This is a genomic window from Micromonospora sp. NPDC005206 (genome assembly GCF_040608175.1).
Classification (GTDB): domain Bacteria; phylum Actinomycetota; class Actinomycetes; order Mycobacteriales; family Micromonosporaceae; genus Micromonospora.
In genome coordinates, this window is the sequence record NZ_JBEXHU010000002.1 from 243,145 (window position 1) to 262,491 (window position 19,347).

Here is a 19,347-nt window from a genome sequence, read left to right on the forward strand (position 1 = left end):
GGGTGGAGCTGCTGTACGGCCCGATCCGGGACTACGCCTGGGGGTCCCGCTCCGCGATCGCCCTGCTGCAGGGGCGGCCGGTGCCCAGTGCCGGCCCGGAGGCGGAGCTGTGGCTGGGCGCCCACCCGGGCGCCCCGGCCAGCGTGGAGCGGGCCGGCCTCCGGGTCAGTCTCTGCGACCTGGTCCGCGACGAGCCGGGGCAGTGGCTCGGCCAGCGGGTGTCCGAGCGCTTCGGCACCCGGCTGCCGTTCCTGCTCAAGGTGCTCGCCGCCGACGCTCCGCTGAGCCTGCAGGCCCACCCGGACGCCGAACAGGCCCGCGTGGGCTACGCGGCGGACGCGGGGCGCCCGCCGGGGGAGCGCAACTACTCCGACCCGCACCACAAGCCGGAGTTGCTGGTGGCGCTCACCCCGTTCGAGGCGCTGTGCGGTTTCCGGGATCCGACGGTGTCGGCCGAGGCGCTCGCCGCGTTCGGCGTACCGGCGTTGGCTCCGGTGGTCGCGGCGTTGCGGACGGGGCCGGTGGGGCTGCGCGCGGCGGTGCAGACGCTGCTCGCCTGGCCGGTCGCGGAGCGCGACGAGTTGCTGGGCTCGGTGCTGGCGGCGTCGGCCGACGGCCCGGACGCGGAGCTGGCCCACCGGCTGGCGGCGGCCTACCCGGGGGACCCGGGTGTGCTGGTCGCGCTGCTGCTGCACCATTTGCGCCTGACGCCGGGGGAGGCGATCTGGATGCCCGCGGGCAATCTGCACGCCTACCTGAGCGGCTGCGGGGTGGAGATCATGGCGGCCAGCGACAACGTGCTGCGCGGCGGGCTGACCCCGAAGCGGGTCGACGTGGACGAGCTGCTGCGGGTGCTGCGCTTCGAGGTGCTCGAGGATCCGGTACGGGCCGCTCAGCCGGTCGGGCCGGGGGTGGAGTGCTGGCCGGTGCCGGTGGACGACTTCGCGCTGCACCGGGTGCGGGTCGGGACGGCCGTGCCCGCGGTGACGTTGCCGCTCCCCGGTCCCCGGGTGGTGCTCTGCGGCGCCGGCTCGGTCACCGTGGACGACGGGGCGGGGGCGTTGACGCTCGCGTCCGGCCAGGCCGCGATTGGTACCGCGGCCGGCGAGCCGCTGCGGGTCAGCGGTGATGGTGAGGCGTACGTGGCAACCGCCGGACTGGGCTGACAGACGCGACGCCACGCCGCAAGTCCGACTTTCCCGGAATAGCTTGACGCTTTCTTGGCTGAGTGTGAGTCTATGAGTACGCAGCGTTATCGCGACGACGGTCCGACAACGTGCGGGGAACCAAACCGGGGGGATGCACGGGGCGGCGGGAGTGGACGGTGTTTCCGTCCACCACCGACCGCCCCGTGCGCTGTCCGTCGACCGTCCCCCGGGCGCCCGTCGCCGGCGCGCGTAAGGTGGAGGGTCGGCGCAGACATCGTTCGACAGGAGCTTTCATGACCAGCACCCTCCCGGCGTCCGCCAGCGGTACGCCGTCCGAGGCCCGGCCGAGCACGCTCGCCGAGGGCGACTTCAAGGTGGCGGATCTGTCGCTCGCCGAGTTCGGGCGCAAGGAGATCCAGCTCGCCGAGCACGAGATGCCCGGCCTGATGTCGATCCGCCGGGAGTTCGCCGAGGCACAGCCGCTCGCCGGCGCGCGGATCACCGGCTCGCTGCACATGACCATCCAGACCGCCGTCCTGATCGAGACGCTGGTCGCGCTCGGCGCGCAGGTGCGCTGGGCGTCCTGCAACATCTTCTCCACGCAGGACCACGCCGCCGCCGCGATCGTCGTCGGCCAGAACGGCACCCCCGACGCCCCCGCCGGCGTCCCGGTCTACGCCTGGAAGGGCGAGACGCTGCCGGAATACTGGTGGTGCACCGAGCAGGTGCTCGCCTGGCCGGACGGGCAGGGCCCGAACATGATCCTCGACGACGGCGGCGACGCCACCCTGCTGGTGCACAAGGGCGCCGAGTTCGAGAAGGCCGGAGTGGTCCCGCCGGTCGAGTCCGCGGACTCGGAGGAGTACGCGGTCATCCTCGAGCTGCTGCACCGCTCGATCGCCGAGGACAACCAGCACTGGACCCGGATCGCCTCGGGCATCAAGGGCGTCACCGAGGAGACCACGACCGGTGTGCACCGGCTCTACGAGATGCACCGCGCCGGAACGCTGCTCTTCCCGGCGATCAACGTCAACGACTCGGTGACCAAGAGCAAGTTCGACAACAAGTACGGCTGCCGGCACTCGCTGATCGACGGCATCAACCGGGCCACCGACGTGCTGATCGGCGGCAAGATGGCCGTCGTGATGGGCTACGGCGATGTCGGCAAGGGCTGCGCCGAGTCGCTGCGCGGCCAGGGCGCCCGGGTCGTGGTGACCGAGGTCGACCCGATCTGCGCGCTCCAGGCGGCGATGGACGGCTACCAGGTGGCCACCCTGGACGACGTGGTCGAGCAGGCGGACATCTTCATCACCGCCACCGGCTGCTTCGACGTCATCACCAACGTGCACATGGCCCGGATGAAGCACCAGGCCATCGTCGGTAACATCGGCCACTTCGACAACGAGATCGACATGGCCGGCCTGGCCAAGCGCTCCGACGTCGAGCGGGTCAACATCAAGCCGCAGGTCGACCTGTGGCGCTTCGCCGACGGGCACGCCATCATCGTGCTCTCCGAGGGCCGCCTGCTGAACCTGGGCAACGCCACCGGGCACCCGAGCTTCGTGATGTCGAACTCGTTCGCCAACCAGACGATCGCCCAGATCGAGCTGTTCACCAAGACCGAGGAGTACCCGATCGGCGTCTACGTGCTGCCCAAGCACCTGGACGAGAAGGTCGCCCGGCTGCACCTGGGCGCGCTCGGCGCCAAGTTGAGCACGCTGACCAAGGAGCAGGCCTCCTACCTCGGCATCTCCACCGAGGGGCCGTTCAAGCCGGACCACTACCGCTACTGATCGACGCTCCCGTACCGGGTCGGCTGTTCGCAGCCGGCCCGGTTCGTCGTCTCCGTGCCGGCTCGGGTCGGCCCGGCGGGTGTGTCAGCGCGAGCGGGGGCCGCGGCGGGCGGGGCGGAACCAGGTCCAGACGCACCATGCGAGCCAGCCGAGTGACACGACGGTGGCCAGTGGCCGCAGGCGCAGCGCGCTGAGCAGCAGCACCACGGCCAGCACCGTCAACCACGGCAGTAATCCCTTCACGGCGGGGATCCTTCCACAGCGGGACCGCGGGTGGCTGAACGTCGACCGGCGGGCGGCCGGTGAGCAGGTCAAGAACGACTTGACGAGGCCTCTGAACTGGAGGAAGGTATGGCTGCCCTAAGTTAGCTGAGGCGTGCCTAATGATTTCGGAGCCCCGATGTTCGCCACCTACCTGATCGGCCTGCGGGAAGGCCTGGAAGCGACCCTGGTGGTCAGCATCCTGGTCGCCTTCCTGGTGAAGTCGCAGCGCCGGGACCGGTTGCCGCAGGTCTGGGCGGGCGTCGCCCTGGCCGTGGCGCTGTCGGTGCTCTTCGGCTGGCTAATCGAGTACACCTCGAGTTCGCTGCTGGCCCGCTCCGAGGACCGCGAGCTGTTCGAGGCGATCACCTCCGTCGCCGCAGTGGTCTTCGTCACCTGGATGATCTTCTGGATGCGGCGGGCCGCCCGCACCATCGCCGGTGAGCTGCGCGGCAAGCTCACCGAGGCGTTGGCCGTCGGGTCCCTGGCGGTCGCAGGGATGGCCTTCCTCGCGGTGATCCGGGAGGGGCTGGAGACGGCGCTGATCTTCTACTCCGCAGCCCAGGGCGCGGCCGGCGACAGCGGACCGCTGCTCGCGCTGATCGGTGGCATCGCCACGGCCGTGGCGCTCGGCGTGCTGCTCTACGCCAGCGCCCTGCGCATCAACCTCAGCAAGTTCTTCACCTGGACCGGGGCGCTGCTGATCCTGGTCGCCGCCGGCATCCTGAAGTACGGCGTGCACGACTTCCAGGAGGCCGGGGTCCTGCCCGGCCTGAACGACCTGGCCTTCGACATCACCACCGCGCTCGACCCCAGCACCTGGTACGCCGCGCTGCTCGCCGGAATGTTCAACGTGACCCCCGCGCCCACCGTGCTGGAGACGATCGCCTGGATCGGGTACGCCGTACCGGTCCTCCTGCTCTTCCTGCGCCCGGCCCGTCGTACGCCGGCACCGGTCGCGGCGCCGGCCGGCCCCGCGGCCGAGACGGTCCCGACGACCGGCGCGAGCGACACCGCGACGACCACCACCACCGTCACCGAGCGCGGGGCCGACACCGGCACCGAGGCCGAGGCGGCGTCCACGCCGCAGCGTGCCTGACCCACGAGGAGAGACAGCTCAGATGCGTACCGCCCGATTCTTCGCGCTGGCCGCTGCCGGCGTGCTGGCGACGACCGGTGTCGCCGCCTGCTCCGACTCCGAGAAGGGTGACGCGGCCGGGTCCGGCGGCCCGATCGTGGTCAAGGCCACCGACACCGCCTGTGAGGTCGGCACCACCGACCTCGGCGCCGGAACCGCCACTTTCAAGATCACCAACTCCGGTGCGAAGGTGACCGAGTTCTACGTGTACGCCTCCGGCGACCGGGTGATGGGCGAGGTCGAGAACATCGCCCCCGGGCTGAGCCGCGAGCTGCACGTGGAGCTGCCGGCCGGCACGTACGAGACGGCCTGCAAGCCCGGGATGAGCGGCAAGGGCATCCGCGGTGCGCTTAAGGTCAGCGGGTCCGCCGAGCCGCTGACCGCCGACGCCGCGCTGCCCGGCGCGACCGACAACTACCAGCGCTACGTCAAGAGCCAGACCGCCGCGCTGCTGGAGAAGACCGAGGAGTTCGTCGCCGCGGTCAAGGCCGGCGACGTGGCGAAGTCCAAGGCGCTCTTCCCGGTGGCCCGCACGTACTGGGAGCGGATCGAGCCGGTGGCCGAGATCTTCGGCGACCTCGACCCCAAGATCGACGGCCGCGAGGAGGTCATCGAGGAGGGGATGGAGTTCACCGGCTTCCACCGGATCGAGAAGGACCTCTGGCAGTCCGGCGACATCAGCAAGGACGGCCCGATCGCCGACCGGCTGCTGGTCGACGTCAAGGAGATCGTGGCCAAGGCCAACGCGGAGAAGCTCTCCCCGCTCCAGCTCGCCAACGGGGCCAAGGAGCTGCTCGACGAGGTCGCCAGTGGCAAGATCACCGGCGAGGAGGACCGCTACTCGCACACCGACCTGTGGGACTTCGCCGCCAACCTGGAGGGTTCCAAGGCTGCCGTGTCCGCCCTCCGCCCGGCGCTGGAGCAGCGCTCGCCGGAGCTGGTCAAGCAGCTGGACACCGAGTTCACCAACGTCGAGGCGCTGCTCGGCAAGCACCGCGACGGCGACGGGTGGAAGCTGCACACCGCGTTGAGCAAGGCCGAGCTCAAGGAGCTCTCCGACGGCATCAACGCCCTCGCCGAGCCGATCAGCAAGGTCGCCGCAGTCGTCGCCCGGTGACCGGGCGTCAGGGAGGGTCGAGTCGATGAGCGGGAGCAGGTTGACCCGGCGGCGAGCCATCACGCTCGCCGGTGCGGGGGTGGCCGGAGTCGCCGGGGTGGCGGCCGGCGCGGGCGCGCTGATCAGCGGCTCCCGTGACCCGGCCGCGGCCAGCGACCACCCGGCGGGAGCCGTGCCGTTCCACGGCGAGCACCAGGCCGGCATCGTCACCCCGGCCCAGGACCGGCTGCACTTCGTCGCCTTCGACGTGATCACCAAGGATCGCGCCCGGCTGGTCGAGCTGCTCCAGGAGTGGACGGCCGCCGCCGCGCGGATGACCGCCGGGCGTGACGCCGGGGTGCTCGGTGCGGTGGGTGGGATGCCGGAGGCCCCGCCGGACGACACCGGCGAAGCGCTCGGCCTGCCCCCCTCGCAGCTCACCCTGACCATCGGCTTCGGGCCGACCCTGTTCCGCGACGCCGACGGCCGGGACCGGTTCGGCATCGCCGACCGGCGCCCGGCCGCGCTGGCCGAGCTGCCGAAGTTCCCCGGCGACGCGTTGCAGCCGCAGCTCTCCGGGGGCGACCTCTGCGTCCAGGCGTGCGCGAACGATCCGCAGGTGGCGGTGCACGCGATCCGCAACCTGGCCCGGCTCGGCATGGGGGTGGTGAGCGTCCGCTGGTCGCAGCTCGGCTTCGGCCGTACCTCGTCGACCTCGCGGGACCAGGCCACCGCGCGCAACCTGTTCGGTTTCAAGGACGGCACGGCCAACCTCAAGGCCGAGGAGACCGACCTGCTGCGCGACCAGCTGTGGGTGCAGCCGGGCGACGGGCCGGACTGGATGACCGGCGGCTCGTACCTGGTCACCCGCAAGATCCGGATGCTGGTCGAGACGTGGGACCGCACCTCGCTGGCCGAGCAGGAGGAGATCGTCGGCCGGACGAAGGGCAGCGGCGCCCCGCTGGGCCGCACCGACGAGTTCGACGAGCCGGATTTCGCGGCCCGCGGCGCCGACGGGCAGCCGGTGATCGCCGAGCACGCCCACGTCACGCTGGCCCACCCCAGCCGGAACAACGGCGCTCACCTGCTGCGCCGCGGCTACAACTTCGTCGACGGCTCGGACGGCCTCGGCCGGCTCGACGCGGGTCTGTTCTTCATCGCCTACCAGCGGGATCCGCGCCGGCAGTTCGTGCCGATCCAGACCCAGTTGGCGCGGCACGACGTGATGAACGAATACCTCCGGCACGTCTCCAGCGGCCTGTTCGCCTGCCCGCCCGGGGTGCGCGACGGCGGCGACGACTGGGGTCGGGCACTCTTCGGCTGACGGTCGTCCGGATCGTGACAGGGCGACCGGCCGAAGCAGCGGTGGCGCCGGGCGGCACCGAAGGGGGATCATGGGTAACCCGGCGGGGATCCGTCCGTGCCGGGCCCCGCACCACGTGGCGCCGCCGCGGGTCGCGGTGACACGCTTGCCGGCGGCGCTATCCGTTACCGGCTGACGCCGGTCCCACCGAACTGAACGGGGATGCAATATTAATCCCATGAGAGCCCGGGTACTGGTGGTCGACGACGACCCCGCGCTCGCCGAGATGCTCGGCATCGTGCTGCGTAGCGAGGGCTTCCTGCCCTCGTTCGTGGCCGACGGCGAGCGGGCGTTGGCGGCGTTCCGCGACAGTCGTCCCGATATCGTCCTGCTTGACCTGATGCTGCCCGGGATGAGCGGCATCGACGTGGCACGGTCCATCCGAGCGGAGTCCGGCGTGCCGATCGTCATGCTCACCGCCAAGAGCGACACCGTCGACGTGGTGCTCGGCCTGGAGTCCGGCGCCGACGACTACGTGGTCAAGCCGTTCAAGCCCAAGGAGCTGGTCGCCCGGATGCGGGCCCGGCTGCGCCGGGGCGAGGACGTGGCACCGGAGATGCTGACCATCGGGCCGCCTGGCAACCAGATCACCATCGACGTGCCGGCGCACACGGTGAGCCGCAACGGCGAGGAGGTGAAGCTGACTCCGCTGGAGTTCGACCTGCTGGTCGCGCTCGCCCGCAAGCCGCGTCAGGTCTTCACCCGCGAGGTGCTGCTGGAGCAGGTCTGGGGCTACCGGCACGCAGCCGACACCCGGCTGGTCAACGTGCACGTGCAGCGGCTGCGCGCCAAGATCGAGCCGGACCCGGAGCGGCCGGAAATCATCCTCACCGTGCGGGGCGTGGGCTATAAGGCGGGGACCGGATAACCTGGTCACACTGTGTCAACCTCCCCGCCCCCGCCCCCTCAGACGACGGCTGCCCGCCGGCCGTCCGCCGCCTGGGAGCTCTGGCGTGCGCTGAGCGGGCGGGCCGCCCGGATGGTGGCGCGGGTGCACCAGACCTGGCGCCGCTCGCTCCAGGTGCGGGTGGTGACCATCACGCTGGTCGCCTCCAGCCTGCTGGTCGGGGGTTTCGCGTACCTGATCGCTGACAAGATCACCACCATCCTGCTCGACAGCGCCCGCACCGACGTCCAGCAGCGCGTGAACAGCGGCGCCGGCTACGCGGCCAAGCAGGTCTCCCTGTACGGCCAGCCGCAGGAGGCGCAGCTCCAGGAGACCATCGAGGACACCGTCAACTACCTGGCCGGCGGCGACCCCGAGCAGATCAGTGGTGTGGTGGTGGCGATCACCGCCGACGGCTATCCCAACGTCATCCAGACCCGCACCGCGCCCGCGGCGAACGTCCAGCCGTTGATCAGCCAGGAGCTGCGGGCCGCGGTCGCCAGCGGCAAGGTGGCCAGTCAGATCCGCACCGGCCGGCTGACCGGAGAGCCCACCAAATATCTGGTCTACGGCTCGCCGGTGCCCACCCGGTTCGGCCAGATCGAGCTCTACTACCTCGTGCCGTTGACCCGGCAGGACGGCACCGCCGCCGACGCCCGAGCCACCGTGGCGGCCACCGGGGTCGCCCTGGTGATCCTGCTCGGGCTGCTCGCGGCCCTGGTCACCCGGCTGGTGGTCAATCCGGTCCGGGTCGCCGCGCGGACGGCCCAGCGGCTCTCCGCCGGCCTGCTCGACCAGCGGATGGTGGTCAACGGCGAGGACGACCTCGCTCTGCTCGCCGCGTCGTTCAACCAGATGGCGACCAACCTGCAACGGCAGATCCTCCGCCTGGAGGAGATGTCCCGGTTGCAGCGCCGGTTCACGTCCGACGTCTCGCACGAGCTGCGTACCCCGTTGACCACGGTCCGGATGGCCGCCGACCTGATCTTCGCCGAGCGCGACGAGTTCGACCCGGCGGTGGCCCGCAGCGCCGAGCTGCTCCAGGCCGAGCTGGACCGGTTCGAGGAGCTGCTCACCGACCTGCTGGAGATCAGCCGGTTCGACGCGGGCTTCGCCATGCTGGACGCCGAGCCGACCGACCTGGTGCCGGTGGTGCACCGGGTGGTCGACCGGCTCGCCGGCCTGGCCGAGCGCGTGGGCGTCCCGATCGAGTTGGACCTGCCGGGCACGCCGGTGATCGCCGAGGTCGACCCGCGCCGGGTCGAGCGGGTGCTGCGCAACCTGGTCGGCAACGCCGTCGAGCACGGTGAGGCACGTCCGGTGCTGATCACTCTCGGCATCGACGAGACCGCCGTGGCGATCACCGTTCGGGATCGTGGCGTGGGGCTCAAGGTGGGCGAGGAGAAGTTGGTGTTCAACCGGTTCTGGCGGGCGGACCCGTCCCGGGCGCGGCAGACCGGTGGCACCGGTCTGGGCCTGTCCATCAGCCTTGAGGACGCCCGGCTGCACGGCGGTTGGCTGGAGGCGTGGGGTGCGCCCGGGCAGGGCGCGCAGTTCCGGCTCACCCTGCCGGCCCGCGCGGGTGACCGGCTGACCACCTCGCCGCTGCGGCTGGTGCCCGCCGACGCCGCGCTGCCGTTCGGCGGTCCCCGGGACGGCGGCCCCCTGGCCATCGGGCCCGGCGCCGGCGGCACGCTGGCGATCGACCCGGCGCCGGCCGAGGACGGACACCGTGCGGAGGTGCGATCGTGAGGCGCCAGGTCATGGTCGGGGCACTCGGCGCGGCGCTGCTGCTGGGCGGGGGGTGCGGCATCCCGGCGTCGTCCGACGTGCGGGTGGACGGCAAGGGCGGGACCGCGACGGAGGCCGGCAGGGACAACGGCCGTCGCAGCGAGCCGCCGACGCGTACGGCCAGCGGCAGCGACATCGACGCGTTCGTGCGCAACTTCCTGGACGCCGCCGCTGGCGAGCCGGACCGGGCCTACGAGCGGGTCAAGCTGTTCGTCGCTCCGGAGCACCAGACCCAACTGAAGGAGAAGAAGGGCAGCGAGGTCGCGCTGAACGTGGTCCGGCTGCGTGAGGCGGTCTTCACCGGCAACAGCGACTCGACCACCACCGTGAAGATCAAGGTGCAACAGCTCGGCCTGCTGCGGGCCAACGGCACCCTGGCCCCGCCGGTGGCGACCGAGACGGGGTACGAGTTCCGGGTGCGCAACGCGGCGTTCGGCGGTGACGACGAGCGCGCCGGCCTGTACGTCCTCGACCCGCCGAACGTGCTGCTGCTCAGCGACAACGCCCTCCAGCGGTACTACCAGGACGAGTCGATCTACTTCTGGAGTTCCGACGGCAGCCGTCTGGTGCCCGATCAGCGCTATCTGCCGGCGGCGGTACCGGACGAACGCCGGGTCAACGAGGTGGTGAAGTGGCTGGTCGGTGGCCCGTCCGACTGGCTGCGCCCCGGCGTCGTCGGGCTGCCCGACCGCACCGAGCTGGTCAACAACGCCACCGGCGCGAACAACCGGTGGGAGGTCAACCTGGACATGTCCGGTGACGACCAGACCCAGATCGACCGGTTGATCACCCAGCTGGCCTGGTCGCTGGGCGACCTGCGGGGCGAGCTGGCGCTGAGGATCCGCAACAACTCGCTGCCCGTGCAGGATCTGGACGCGCGCCGAAACTCCGACCAGCTCTACCCGATCACAGACGGCCCGCAGCGGTTCGGCGTCTACGAGGGCGCCATCCGCCCGCTCGACTTCGCTGGCGAGCCCAGCGGCGCCGTGCCGCTGTCGGCCGAGGTCAACCGCAACATCGTTTCCGCGGGCCTCGCGCGGGCCGAGGGCCGGATCCTCGCCGCGATGGTGGTGAACAGCGGCAAGGGCCGGCATCGACTCGCGGTGGGCACCGGCCCCGGGCTCAAACGGAGCGGGAACGACTACGCCTCGATCAGCCGTCCGGTCTGGCTGCGCACGGTCGACTCCCGCCCGGGCCGGGGCGTGGTGGTGGCCGACGGCCGGCTCTACCGCTTCGACGAGGACGCCGGGATGTACCAGGTGCCACTCAACCTGCCCACCGCCGAGGTCACCGCGGTGGCCGCATCGCTGGACGGCCAGCGGGTCGCGCTGATCGCCGGCGGCCGGCTCTACGTCGCCGCGGTCAACCTGGACGGCGGCGGGGTCTCCATCGGCCCGCCCCGGGCGCTCGTCACCTCGCTGACCAGCCTCAGCGCCGTGGACTGGAGCGGGGAGGGCCGCCTGGTGGTGGCCGGGTCGGCCGGTCAACCGGCGATCTACGGGCTCAGCGTGGACGGGGCCCTGGAGACGCCGCTGAAGACCGACGTGGGTGCCAAGGTCAACCACCTGACGGCGTACCCGACCAACCGCGAGGTGCCGTCACCCAGCGTGGGATACATGTACGAGGCGAACGGGGTGGCCTACCGCAGCAGCCCGTTCGAGCGGATCGAGGCCGCACGGGTACGGGACATCGCTCCACCGCCGGCCGGGCTCCGCCCGAGCAACCCGTCGGCCCCGTTCTTCCTCTACTGACGTCGTGCGCGGGCTCTGGGCCGACCTTGGCGACCTGGTCCTGCCCACCGACTGCGCGGGCTGTCGGGAGCGTCGGCCCGGTCTGCGGCACGGAATCTGCCCGACCTGCGTGACGGCGCTGGGCGCGCTGCGTCCCCGTCCCGTCCGTCCCACCCCCGCCCCACCGGGCCTGCCGCCCTGCGTCGCCCTCGGCCCGTACGCCGGTCCGCTGCGCGAGGCTCTGCTGGCGTACAAGGAGCACGGCCGGCACGGGCTGGCCCGCCCGCTCGGCGCGCTGCTCGCCGAGGTCGTCGCCGCGGCGGTCGGCGGGGCCCGTCCGCTGGCGTTGGTGGCGGTGCCGGACACCGCGGCGGCGGCCCGGGCCCGCTACGGCGACCACCTGGACCGGCTCGCCCGGCACTGCGCGGCGCGGCTGAGCCGGGCCGGCTGGCCGGTCCGGGTGCACCGGCCGCTGCGGGCGCTGCCCCGGCCCGACTCGATGACGCTGGACAGCGCCAGCCGGGCGGCGGCCGCCGAGGCCGCCTTCCGGCACCGTTCCGGTGCTGGGCGCCGGGCGTGGCACCCGTCGTCGTGTTGCTGGACGACATCGCCACCACCGGGGTCACCCTGGCCGCGGCGGCCCGCGTGCTGGCCGCGACCGGGCAGGCGCCGGGCGTCGCCGCGGTGCTCGCGGCAACCGAGAAGAGACGTCCTTCGTAACCGTTCGTGTTTCCGTTTCACCCGTTGGTGTATGAGCTGCGAAAAATCACCGGCGGTCTCGACAACATGGGGTGACTGCCGCACGAACACGAGTTAGCGTTTCGCTGTCGGGGGTAGGAGGTCATACCCACCCGCCCTCGGCGGTGAGAGGAGGCGTAGCCGCACTGACCGGTCGACGCCAGCGGGGCTCCCCAGGGCGCGCGGCCGGGTAAACCGGATCGAAGACCGTCCGAACAAGGGAGGTCACGTGGACATCGTGGTCAAGGGCCGAAACGTCGAAGTGCCGGACCATTACCGGGTGCACGTAGCCGAGAAACTCGCAAAGATCGAACGCTACGACCACAAACTCATTCGTGTCGATGTCGAGCTGTTTCACGAGCGCAATCCGCGCCAGGCCGACCACTGCCAGCGGGTGGAGATCACCTGCGTTTCCCGGGGCCCGGTGATCCGGGCCGAGGCGTGCACGAACGACTTCTACAGCGCGCTCGACGCGGCCATCGCGAAGCTCGACACCCGGCTGCGCCGCGCGGCCGACCGCCGCCGCGTACATCGGGGTCGGCACGCGCCGATCTCCGTCGCCGCCGCCACCGCCGGCCTGCCGGTCGAGGACCTGGTGGCCGCCCCGTTGAGCGGGCCGGGTGACGGCGCCCGGTCCGGCACGGCCCTCGTGGAGCGGGTCGAGGACGAGCACGACGGGCAGCCGTGGCACATCGCCCGGGAGAAGGTGCACCCGGCGGAGCCGATGACCATTGACGACGCGCTCTTCGAGATGGAACTGGTCGGCCACGACTTCTACCTGTTCCAGGACAAGGTGTCCGGCCGCCCCAGCGTCGTCTACCGCCGGCACGCCTACGACTACGGCATCATCTCCCTCGCCACCGACCGGCCCTGACCCAGGTTGATCATGGAGTTGTGGTGGGCGCGGCGACCGCGAAACGGTGCGGACCGCCCACCACGACTCCATGATCTGTCAGCGGAGGTCGGCGGGTAGCAGGGCGAAGGTCAGGTCGTCGAGGCGGGTGCCGGCCAGGCCGGGGAGCCGGGCACGCTGCAAGGCCTCGCGGTGGAAGCCGACCCGCTCCAGCACCCGGTGGGACGCGGTGTTCTCCGGCACGGTGCCGGCGGTCAGCCGAGCGATACCGGCCGGCCCGAACGCCCAGCCGGCGAGCAGCCGGACGGCCCGGGTCGCGTACCCCCGGCCCCGCCAGTCGGGCAGCAACGCGTAGCCCAGCGACGCCTCCCCGCTGGCCACATCCGTGTACGACAACCCGCAACTGCCCGCCGGCTCGCCGGTGGCCAGGTCGGTGATCAGCAGTCGGGCGATGTCGCCGGTCAGCCACCCGCTCTCCGCGAGCCGGCAGCGCCGCTCGATCGCGGCCCGTTCCGGCGGCACCGGTGGCGCCTGGTTCGCCACCACCTCGGGCCGGCTGTGCAGCCGGTACAACAGCTCGGCGTCGTCCGGGGCGAGTCGGCGCAGCGCCACCACCTGGTCGGTGAGCACCCCGCCGGGCAGGTCGGGCAGCAGCCGGGCGGTCGGCCCGGGCGGGTCGCCGGCGAGGCGTACCCAGGCCAGCAGGTCGTGCCGGCCGTCGCCCCGGCTCGGGCCGGCCGACCGGCGTACCCCCTCGTACCGGAAGCCGGCGGCCAGCGCGACCCGTTGGCTGGGCCCGTTCTCCGGATCGGTGAGCAACTCCAGCCGGATCGTCCCGGTGGCGAACGCGTGCTCGCTCAGCGCTCGGGTGGCGGCTGCGGCCACCCCTCGCCCGCGCGCCTCCGGCCGCACCCAGTAGCCGATCTCGGCCTGACCCCGGTCGGGCACCGGGTAGCTCAGCCCGATCCCGCCGAGCAGCCGGTCGGTGGCCGGGTCCGCGACCGCGTACGCCGCGCCGCCCCCGGTCCAGGCCGCCGGGGCACCCGAGCCGATCCACCAGCGGGCGTCGGTTTCGGTGTACGGCGCCGGCAGGCTCGGCACGAACCGCTGGCTCACCGGGTCCGCGCAGCCGGCGACCACGTCGGCGGCGTCATCCGCGCGGAACGGGCGCAGCCGTACCCCGTGCGCCTCGACGACCTGCTGCGGCGTCACGTCAGGTCCTCAGGGAGCAGTGCGGCCACCCAGGCGTCGATCCGCTCGCCCCGGTGCTGCACCCCGCCCCGGGCGGTCCCCTCGAAGGCGAAGCCCGCCTTCTCGGCCACCCGGCGGGAGGCGGTGTTGCCCACGTTCGCTCTCCACTCGATCCGGGCCAGGCCCAGCGTGGTGAAGCCCCACGCGCTCAGCGCGGCCAGCGCGACCGGCATGTAACCCCGGCCGCGGGCCGCCGGGGCGGTCATGAAGCCCACATCGGCCAGCAGCGGATCCGCGGGGGAGAGCCGCAGGTCGACCGAGCCGGCGTACCGGTCGTCCGGGTCGGCGAGCACGTAGCAGGCGGCGTCTCCCCGGGCCCAGGCCTCCTGGCTGAAGCCGCGGTACCACTGCGCGTCGGCGTGCTCGTACGGGTCCGGCACGGTGGTCCAGCGGACGGTCTCCGGGTCGCGGCAGGTCTCCACGACGGCGTCCAGGTCCTGCTCCTCCATCGGGCGCAGCCGCAGCTCGCCAGGCCGGGCAGTGGCGAACAGGGTGGGCTGCGGGCGGCCGAACACGGCGGCCCGTCGGGCGGCCAGCGTGCCGGGTCCGGCCGGCCCGGTCGAACCCGGCGCCGGCACCTCACCGGGCAACAGCGACCCGATCCAGCCGTCCGCGCCGCCCTCCGGCGCCGGGTCGGCCAACCGCAGCCGGCCGTCGATCCGGAACCCGGCGCGGAGCGCGACCAGTCGGGAGGCGTGATTGCCCACCTCGGCCTGCCAGATCAGCCGGCGCAACCCCCGCGTGCCGAAGGACCAGCGGGCCACCGCCCGGGCGGCCCGCACGGTCACGCCTCGACCGCGCGCCCACGGGGCCGTCCAGTAGCCGATCTCACCGGTGCCGCCGGCGTCGATGGAGACCAGCCCGCACGAGCCGAGGAGGTCGCCGGTGGCCGGGTCGCACACCGCGAACGGCGCGCCCGTGCCCTCCGCCCAGGCCCGTCCGCTCAGGTCGCTGACGAATCCGTGCGCGTGTTCCGGTCGGTACGGGCGGGGTACGGTGGTCCAGCGCTGGATGTCCGGGTCCTGGCAGGCACGGTGCACCGCGTCGGCGTCGCTGCTTCGCCAGGGCCGCAACAGCAGGCCGTCCTCGTTGATCTCCACAGGCTCCACCAGTGCATCGTGCCGGAACGTTCGCCAACGGCGTAACCGGATAACGTCCGGTCCGCACCCGGCACGCGAGTTATGTCGGGTTCGGCGGGGTGGACCACCGCCACCAGTGACCATCGCGCCGATGGAGCGCCTACGATGGTTCGAGACTGTCTAGGGGAGCGTTGATCCGTGTCGATTCTGGAAAAGGTCCTTAACGCGGGCGAGGGCCGCATGGTGCGCCGGCTCAAGGCCATCGCCGCCGCCGTCAGCTCGATCGAGGACGACTACGTCAACCTCACCGACGAGGAGCTGCGCGGCATGACCGAGCAGTTCCGCGAGCGGCTCGCCGACGGCGAGACCCTCGACGACCTGCTGCCGGAGGCGTTCGCGGTGGCCCGCGAGGCGGCCGCACGGGTGCTCGGCCAGCGGCCGTACGACGTCCAGGTGATGGGCGGCGCGGCGCTGCACTTCGGCAACATCGCCGAGATGAAGACCGGTGAGGGTAAGACGCTGACCTCGGTCATGGCGGTCTACCTCAACGCGCTCTCCGGCGACGGCGTGCACGTGGTCACCGTCAACGACTACCTCGCCCAGCGCGACGCGGCCTGGATGGGTCGGGTGCACGAGTTTCTCGGGCTGACCGTCGGCGTGGTGCTGCCCAACCGGCCGGCCAGCGAGCACAAGGCCGCGTACGAGTGCGACATCACCTACGGCACCAACAACGAGTTCGGCTTCGACTACCTGCGCGACAACATGGCCTGGTCGAGGGACGAACTGGTCCAGCGAGGTCACAACTTCGCAGTGGTCGACGAGGTCGACTCGATCCTGATCGACGAGGCGCGTACCCCGCTGATCATCTCCGGCCCGGCCGAGCACTCGGCCCGCTGGTACGGCGAGTTCGCCGGCGTGGTGGCCCGGCTCCAGCCCGGCACCGACGGCGAGGGCGACTACGAGGTCGACCACTCCAAGCGCACCATCGCGGTCACCGAGCGCGGCGTCGCCAAGGTCGAGGACCGGCTCGGCATCGACAACCTGTACGAGTCGGTGAACACTCCGCTGGTCGGCTACCTGAACAACGCCATCAAGGCGAAGGAGCTGTACAAGCGCGACAAGGACTACATCGTCAGCGACGGTGAGGTCCTGATCGTCGACGAGTTCACCGGTCGCATCCTGCACGGCCGTCGCTACAACGAGGGCATGCACCAGGCGATCGAGGCCAAGGAGGGGGTGGAGATCAAGCAGGAGAACCAGACCCTGGCCACCATCACCCTCCAGAACTACTTCCGCCTCTACAACAAGCTGTCCGGGATGACCGGTACGGCGCAGACCGAGGCGAGCGAGTTCAACAAGGTCTACAAGGTCGGCGTCGTGAGCATCCCGACCCACCGCCCGATGGTCCGCGAGGACCGGCCCGACGTCATCTACAAGACCGAGAAGGCCAAGTTCAACGCGGTCATCGAGGACATCGCCGAGCGGCACCAGATGGGCCAGCCGGTGCTCGTCGGCACCGTCTCGGTGGAAAACTCCGAGATCCTCTCCCAGTTGCTGCGCCGACGGGGCATCCCGCACAACGTGCTGAACGCCAAGTTCCACGCGCGGGAGGCCGAGATCGTCGCCCAGGCAGGGCGCAAGGGCGCGGTCACCGTGGCCACCAACATGGCCGGCCGTGGCACGGACATCCTGCTCGGCGGCAACGCCGAGTTCCTCGCCGCGAACGAGCTGCGCCAGCGCGGCCTCGACCCGCTGGAGAACGAGGAGGAGTACGCCAAGGCGATGGAGGAGGTCCTGCCCACGTGGAAGCAGGCCTGCGACGCCGAGGCGGACGAGGTCACCGCCGCCGGGGGACTGTACGTGCTGGGCACCGAGCGGCACGAGTCCCGGCGGATCGACAACCAGCTGCGCGGTCGCGCCGGCCGGCAGGGTGACCCCGGCGAGTCCCGCTTCTACCTGTCGCTGCAGGACGAGCTGATGCGGCGCTTCCGGGCCGGCGCGGTCGAGGCGGTGATGGAGCGCTTCAACATCCCGGAGGACGTGCCCATCGAGTCGAAGATGGTCACCCGCCAGATCAAGAGCGCCCAGGCCCAGATCGAGGGCCAGAACGCGGAGATCCGCAAGAACGTGCTCAAGTACGACGAGGTGCTCAACAAGCAGCGCCAGGTCGTCTACGCCGAGCGGTTGCGGGTGCTCAACGGCGAGGACCTCTCCGACCAGGTCCGCAACATGATCGACGACACCGTCGAGGCGTACGTGCGGGGTGCCACCTCCGAGGGCTACGGCGAGGACTGGGACCTTGAGCAGCTCTGGTCCAGCCTCAAGCAGCTCTACCCGGTCGGCGTGACGATCGAGGAGCTGGAGGAGGAGGCCGGCGGCTCCCGGGCCGGCATGGACGCCGACTTCCTGGTCGCCCGCCTCAAGGAGGACGCGAACGCCGCGTACGACCGCCGTGAGGAGCAGGTCGGCACCGAGGGGGTGCGCCAGCTCGAGCGGATGGTGCTGCTCCAGGTGATCGACCGCAAGTGGCGCGAGCACCTCTACGAGATGGACTACCTCCAGGAGGGCATCAACCTCCGGGCGTACGCCCAGCGCGACCCCGTGGTGGAGTACCAGCGCGAGGGCTTCGACATGTTCGCCACCATGATGGACGGCATCAAGGAGGAGACGGTCGGCTTCCTCTACAACGTCGACGTCCAGGTGACCGAGCCGGAGCCGGCCGCGGAGTCGGAGGAGGTCACGCTGCTCGACAAGCCGGTCGAGATCCGGGCGAAGGGCCTCAACCGCGCGCCGCAGCGGCAGGGCCTGCAATACTCCGCCCCCACCATCGACGGTGAGGCCAGCCCCGGTGCGGTGGCCGTCGAGCAGGCCGAGCAGCAGGCCCCGGCGCTCGGTGTGGGTCGACCGGCCCCGGGTGCCCCGGCGGCGCCGGGGCGGACGGCTCCGTCGGCTCCGCAGCGGCCGGCTTCCGGGCTGCGCGGCCCGGCGGTCCCGTCGGCCGCCTCCCGACGGCCCGCCCCGAACCAGGCGGAGGCCAGCAACGGCCCGTCCCGCAACGCGCCGTGCCCGTGTGGCTCGGGCCGCAAGTACAAGCGCTGCCACGGCGCCCCCAACGGCGGCTGACCGACAGCACCTCGACGGGCCCCGGCCAACTGGCCGGGGCCTGTTCGTGTCCCCGGACCCGCGTGTGCCCGTCCGGCGCGCCATGGCTCGGCTTCCCGGGGCGACCTGTTCCTGATGAGCCTTATACCTGTGAGTCATATCTATGACTCACAGGTATAGCCCTCTTTCGGCACACGCCTGCCGGACGGTGGCCACGGAAAGGTCGGGTGTCCCGACGACCCGATTTCCGGTAAACCGGGGCGATCATCTGGTCTGTAGCCCGTGGCCGGCGGCCCGCAGGCAGGCGCCGGCCTGCGCGCGTGTGGTCCCGAGGCGTCGCGGTGTCGGAGGTGCGGGTCAGAGGACCTGGAGGGCGGTGCAGAGCCAGCCAGGGGTCGCAACTATGCCGGCGAGCGGTAGCCGTTGACCACCTCCAGGCAGGTGTCGACGAAGCGGTGCGCGACCCGGATCGACTCCGGGGTGGTCGCCGGCGGCGAGGGCGGAACCGGGTGGATGCCGGGCCGCGCCGGAACCCGGCGGAGGGCGGCGCGGCGGTCCGGCGGCCGGACCGGGTCCGGCCTCGTCGAGGCGAACAGGTCGAGGGCGAACTGGCCGTGGGTCGGCGGCCAGTACGCCACGTCGGCCTCGTCGGCGTACGGAGGGTCGATGGGCGGGACGGGGCGCAGCCGCACGGGTGGCCGGGACGGACCGGATCGCGATTCACTCATCGCTGCCCCTTCTGATCTTGCGTTTGCCTTCGTTTGCCTTCGACTCACTCAATTCTGGGCCATGGAACGGCCTCGGTCAATGGCACAGCGGATAGCGGTGGCTACTCGGTGTCGCGGTCGACGAGCGGGTTGCCGCGGACCCAGTCGGCGGTCTCGGCGTACTTGTGCGCGATGTACTCCTCCAGCCGCGCGCGCTCGACCCGCCACTGGCCACGACCACCGATCTTGATCGCCGGCAGCTCCCCGCTGCGCACCATGTGGTAGACCTGCGAGTCCGACACGTTCAGCTCGGCGGCGACGTCGGAGAGCAGCAGGAACCTCGGCTCCACAGGAACTCCCGGGGTTGTTGTCGTTTGCCTCAGTTTGCCATCGACAGCCCGGACCGCCCAG

The 19,347-nt window shown here is 71.7% G+C and carries 15 protein-coding genes and 1 pseudogene; 11 read left to right on the plus strand and 5 right to left on the minus strand.

Annotated elements, in window-relative coordinates; all coding sequences use genetic code 11:
- Positions 1 to 2 precede the first annotated feature (2 nt).
- Together manA and ahcY are read left to right on the plus strand one after the other, a co-directional pair.
- Positions 3 to 1,166 carry a mannose-6-phosphate isomerase, class I gene (gene manA / locus ABZU69_RS03300; RefSeq protein WP_354962787.1) on the plus strand — a complete coding sequence of 388 codons (1,164 nt, stop codon included), beginning with the start codon at positions 3 to 5 and terminating at the stop codon, positions 1,164 to 1,166.
- 275 nt (positions 1,167 to 1,441) lie between these two features.
- Positions 1,442 to 2,941, plus strand: a complete 1,500-nt coding sequence (ahcY, locus tag ABZU69_RS03305) for an adenosylhomocysteinase (protein ID WP_354962788.1) — start codon at positions 1,442 to 1,444, stop codon at positions 2,939 to 2,941.
- Positions 2,942 to 3,025: 84 nt separating this feature from the next.
- Here the strand turns inward: ahcY and ABZU69_RS03310 are convergent, their stop codons facing one another.
- Positions 3,026 to 3,184, minus strand: a complete 159-nt coding sequence (locus ABZU69_RS03310; protein ID WP_354962789.1) for a hypothetical protein — start codon at positions 3,182 to 3,184, stop codon at positions 3,026 to 3,028.
- A 157-nt stretch (positions 3,185 to 3,341) separates the two neighbouring features.
- On the opposite strand from ABZU69_RS03310, the gene efeU reads away from it, so the two are divergent.
- From efeU to raiA, 8 genes and pseudogenes are all read left to right on the plus strand, one after another.
- Positions 3,342 to 4,301 carry an iron uptake transporter permease EfeU gene (gene efeU, locus ABZU69_RS03315; RefSeq protein WP_354962790.1) on the plus strand — a complete coding sequence of 320 codons (960 nt, stop codon included), beginning with the start codon at positions 3,342 to 3,344 and terminating at the stop codon, positions 4,299 to 4,301.
- A gap of 22 nt (positions 4,302 to 4,323) precedes the next feature.
- Positions 4,324 to 5,457 (plus strand): iron uptake system protein EfeO, encoded by a 1,134-nt coding sequence (efeO, locus tag ABZU69_RS03320; protein ID WP_354962791.1) that lies wholly within the window; start codon positions 4,324 to 4,326, stop codon positions 5,455 to 5,457.
- Positions 5,458 to 5,482: 25 nt separating this feature from the next.
- Positions 5,483 to 6,760 (plus strand): iron uptake transporter deferrochelatase/peroxidase subunit, encoded by a 1,278-nt coding sequence (gene efeB / locus ABZU69_RS03325; protein WP_354962792.1) that lies wholly within the window; start codon positions 5,483 to 5,485, stop codon positions 6,758 to 6,760.
- A gap of 217 nt (positions 6,761 to 6,977) precedes the next feature.
- Positions 6,978 to 7,667, plus strand: coding sequence for an MtrAB system response regulator MtrA (gene mtrA, locus ABZU69_RS03330; protein WP_109818783.1), 690 nt, complete (start codon positions 6,978 to 6,980; stop codon positions 7,665 to 7,667).
- A 12-nt stretch (positions 7,668 to 7,679) separates the two neighbouring features.
- Complete coding sequence (gene mtrB, locus ABZU69_RS03335; RefSeq protein ID WP_354962793.1) at positions 7,680 to 9,437, plus strand: MtrAB system histidine kinase MtrB; 1,758 nt, start codon at positions 7,680 to 7,682, stop codon at positions 9,435 to 9,437.
- Positions 9,434 to 11,227: an LpqB family beta-propeller domain-containing protein gene (locus tag ABZU69_RS03340; RefSeq protein ID WP_354962794.1), complete on the plus strand. Its 1,794-nt coding sequence runs from the start codon at positions 9,434 to 9,436 to the stop codon at positions 11,225 to 11,227. The genes mtrB and ABZU69_RS03340 overlap by 4 nt, the downstream gene beginning before the upstream one ends.
- A gap of 4 nt (positions 11,228 to 11,231) precedes the next feature.
- Positions 11,232 to 11,926: pseudogene (locus ABZU69_RS03345) on the plus strand (ComF family protein).
- A 247-nt stretch (positions 11,927 to 12,173) separates the two neighbouring features.
- Entirely contained in the window at positions 12,174 to 12,818 is a 645-nt protein-coding gene (gene raiA, locus ABZU69_RS03350) for a ribosome-associated translation inhibitor RaiA (RefSeq protein ID WP_354962795.1), read from the plus strand.
- Between the two features lie 78 nt (positions 12,819 to 12,896).
- On the opposite strand, the gene ABZU69_RS03355 is transcribed toward raiA, so the two are convergent.
- Both ABZU69_RS03355 and ABZU69_RS03360 read right to left on the minus strand, forming a co-directional pair.
- A complete protein-coding gene (locus ABZU69_RS03355; RefSeq protein ID WP_354962796.1) occupies positions 12,897 to 14,009 on the minus strand; it encodes a GNAT family N-acetyltransferase in 1,113 nt (370 codons plus the stop codon).
- Positions 14,006 to 15,157 (minus strand): GNAT family N-acetyltransferase, encoded by a 1,152-nt coding sequence (locus ABZU69_RS03360; protein ID WP_354962797.1) that lies wholly within the window; start codon positions 15,155 to 15,157, stop codon positions 14,006 to 14,008. Before ABZU69_RS03360 ends, ABZU69_RS03355 begins: the two co-directional genes overlap by 4 nt.
- 168 nt (positions 15,158 to 15,325) lie before the next feature.
- Here ABZU69_RS03360 and secA point away from each other — a divergent pair, with 168 nt between their 5' ends.
- A complete protein-coding gene (secA, locus tag ABZU69_RS03365) occupies positions 15,326 to 18,250 on the plus strand; it encodes a preprotein translocase subunit SecA (protein ID WP_354962798.1) in 2,925 nt (974 codons plus the stop codon).
- Between the two features lie 380 nt (positions 18,251 to 18,630).
- Here secA and ABZU69_RS03370 read toward each other — a convergent pair whose 3' ends face one another.
- On the minus strand, positions 18,631 to 18,957 hold the full coding sequence (locus ABZU69_RS03370; RefSeq protein ID WP_354962799.1) for a hypothetical protein: 327 nt from the start codon (positions 18,955 to 18,957) through the stop codon (positions 18,631 to 18,633).
- Positions 18,958 to 19,058: 101 nt separating this feature from the next.
- Positions 19,059 to 19,286, minus strand: a complete 228-nt coding sequence (locus ABZU69_RS03375) for a helix-turn-helix domain-containing protein (protein ID WP_354962800.1) — start codon at positions 19,284 to 19,286, stop codon at positions 19,059 to 19,061.
- Positions 19,287 to 19,347 lie beyond the last annotated feature (61 nt).